The sequence below is a fragment of the Candidatus Thiosymbion oneisti genome (assembly GCF_900092655.1).
Taxonomy (GTDB): domain Bacteria; phylum Pseudomonadota; class Gammaproteobacteria; order Chromatiales; family Chromatiaceae; genus Thiosymbion; species Thiosymbion oneisti.
In genome coordinates this window covers 1-3,043 of sequence record NZ_FLUY01000552.1, presented here as the reverse complement: position 1 = coordinate 3,043, position 3,043 = coordinate 1, and the positions used below count along the sequence as shown (strand labels likewise).

The window sequence follows — 3,043 nt, the reverse complement described above, 5'->3', positions numbered from 1 at the left end:
TCGAAACCGCTCTTACGGATTTCGGCGCTGCTGTACGCGTATCGTCTACTCGGTAACAACAAAATTAGAACACTACCCGATTTTCTTTGACAATCCCGATGCGGCCAAATTCTGAATATCTACGGTTGTGACGATTTTTCCCATTATTTTTCCAAAAATGGTGACAGTGACACCTAACCAACACTGACTATGTGATAATCCTTATGTGTACATTTCCTTGCCGTCAAGCAAACGTAGCCAGCCTCTCACAATCCGGTATATAATCCAAATCATATTTACAATGAGAATGACATACCCTACCCCAATAAAGTACGTAACCAAACCTAGAATCAGCCATAACAGACTGAACCAAAATGTCCTGATCTGCCAACGGAAGTGAGAATCAAGCCATGTTTCTTGTACATCACCTTTTTTTATATAGTTGATTATGACGGCAACGATAAAGGTGATTCCGAGCAAAAACGAGGCAGCTTGAAGCGCATAAACGACAGTGGTTATTGTTTTTGCTGATTTTGTTTTCTCATCATCCATAATGACAAGTTCTTCACTCATTTTCCCGCCTCGGTTTGTATTAAAAATACCCAGTAGGAAGTAGGTTTTCTCACTCTACCGAACACTGCCATCCACTGGCGTCGGCACATCCGGTGCTGACACGGGGGCGGTCTCTTCCGGTGGGGCCGTCGTCTCCGGAACCGACACCGACGGCACATCTGCGGTGGGTGCCGTGGCCTGCGGGACCACCGGCACGTCGTCGCGGTTCAGACCGCCGCCGGTACCCGGAACCATCGGCACATCCTGCCGCGTCTCGACGGGTACAGGCACGGGGCTCGCCGGTATCTCGACGCCCTCCATCAGGCCCTTGGGCCCCTCTACCTGGCTCGCGAAATAGGCCAGTGCCATGCTGGTGAGAAAGAACAAGGCAGCCAGAACGGCGGTGGAGCGGGAGAGAAAGTTCCCGGAGCCGCGGGCGCCGAACACGGTCGCGGACGCACCGCTGCCGAATGCTGCCCCGGCGTCGGCCCCCTTGCCGTGCTGAATCAGGACCAACCCCACTAGGCCAATGGCTAAAAAGAGATGGAAGATATTGAGGACGATTTGCATAGTCTCTGTAAGAGGCTGTCTAAAAATTAAGATACTGATTTTAGGTCATAAAATCTGTAAATTTGCGCTCGTTCCCAGGCTCCAGCGTGGGAACGCTGTCTTGTCCGCTCCAGCGGACTTAGCTCCTCTGTACTGATCGGCGTTGGCGGTTAGCCTACCGAGACACTTAATCGACGCTGGAGCGTCAGATCCCTCCTCCGTCGGGACCAGGTTTGCTCCCACGCTGGAGCCTGGGGAGCCAGCCGAACAGTCTCTAAGGCTTTACCGCTACCCCTGTTTTAACCCTCTCTCGCCTAATTTGATCCCCTCTCCTCAACCCCTCTCCCGGCGGGAGAGGGACTTTTGCGACACCCTCCCTGGGGAGAGGGGCTTTAGGGGCCGATGCAACGATTCGTGTCCATTCGTGTGCATTCGTGGTTCTTGTTCCCGGCTGTTGTGCTCAGGTATGCCAGCGGCATCAGACGCTGTCGTTGGCGGCCTTGCAGATACCCAGAAAATCCTTGGCCTTCAGGGAAGCACCCCCGATCAGGCCGCCGTCGATATCCGGCTTGGCCATCAGCTCGGCGGCATTGTCGGGCTTCATGCTGCCGCCGTATTGAATCCGCAGCTTTTCGGCGACCCCCGCGTCCCGCGTCTTGATCCGACCGCGGATGAAGGCGTGCACCTCCTGGGCCTGTTCCGGCGTGGCGGTCTTACCGGTCCCGATGGCCCACACCGGCTCGTAGGCGATGACGCCGTCGGCGAGCGCCTTGATGCCCTCCAGCTTGATCACCGCATCCAGCTGGCGGGCGACGACCTCCTCCGTCACGCCCTTCTCACGCTCATCCAGGGTCTCGCCCACACACAAAATGGGCTTGAGACCGGCGGCCTGCGCCACGGCGAACTTCTTCGCCACCAGGGCATCGTCCTCACCATACAGAGTCCGGCGCTCCGAGTGACCCACGATCACATAGGTACAGCCGAAATCGAGCAGCATGGAGGCGGCCACCTCGCCGGTGAAGGCGCCGGACGTCTCTGTGGATAGGTTCTGACCGCCCCAGGGAATCGGCGTGCCCGCCAGCTCGGTCTGCGCCTGGGGAATAAAGATGTAAGGAGGACAGACCGCGACCTCACACTTATCGATAGCGCCGATCCCGGCCTTGATCCCGGCGAGCAGCTCACGCACGCTCCCCACAGACCCGTTCATCTTCCAGTTACCTGCGACCAAAGGCTGACGCATAATCACCTCCTCTAAAAAGGGCGTAACCATAGCTTTTCGACCGTTGAAAATCAACCACCAAGCGGTGCGCGATAGGGGGAGAGCTACCAGCTACCAGCTACCAGCCAGAGCGGTGGGCACAGCCCACCCGACAATCCCTTTGCGCCTTTGCGGTTCAAACCTATCTCCTTGCCCAGGGTGATGAGCCGATTTTTTCCTATCGGAAAGATTCGGCTCAAACCATAAACCGGGCGCGGACAAGTGGGTTGGGCGCGCCGCCTACCTGACTGGTAACTGGTAGCTGGTACACCTGCGCGTAATTAACGGAAACATTGCCCGTAACCATTCGATCCCCTCTCCCCGGCCCCTTCGCTGCGCTCGGGGCAGGCTCTCTCCCGGTGGGAGAGGGGCTTGTTGTGCCGGTCCGGAAGCATTCGGGTTAATTCGTGTCCATTCGTGGTTCTTGTTTCCGGTTTTTGTACGCAGCTGTACTAGTACCTAGTTTCATCCAATTTTGCTGGTTGTCATTTCGAGCGTAGCGAGAAATCCTTGTCCCGACGAAGGAGGGATCTTGTGACCTTGTGATTGTCTCATCACCCAAGATCTCTCCCTGCGGTCGAGATGACAGAGACTGGTTTTACCGAAAAATTTTGCTGAAACGGGGTACTAGGGGGCGTTCTCAATTGAGCTAACTCATCATTTTCTCTCGTTCCCACGCGCCGCGTGGGAACGCGGAAGCTCCGC

Annotated in this window: 3 protein-coding genes; all 3 read right to left on the bottom strand. The window is 56.2% G+C overall.

What is annotated here, in order from left to right; all coding sequences use genetic code 11:
• Nucleotides 1-201: 201 nt before the first annotated feature.
• The gene (locus BQ17_RS05795) at nt 202-552 is read right to left on the bottom strand and encodes a DUF4870 family protein (protein ID WP_089725131.1); all 351 of its coding nucleotides are present in this window, start codon (nt 550-552) and stop codon (nt 202-204) included.
• A gap of 54 nt (nt 553-606) precedes the next feature.
• Nucleotides 607-1,101, bottom strand: a complete 495-nt coding sequence (gene secG / locus BQ17_RS05790) for a preprotein translocase subunit SecG (RefSeq protein WP_089725129.1) — start codon at nt 1,099-1,101, stop codon at nt 607-609.
• Nucleotides 1,102-1,558: 457 nt separating this feature from the next.
• Nucleotides 1,559-2,320, bottom strand: coding sequence for a triose-phosphate isomerase (gene tpiA, locus BQ17_RS05785; RefSeq protein ID WP_089725126.1), 762 nt, complete (start codon nt 2,318-2,320; stop codon nt 1,559-1,561).
• Nucleotides 2,321-3,043: the final 723 nt, after the last annotated feature.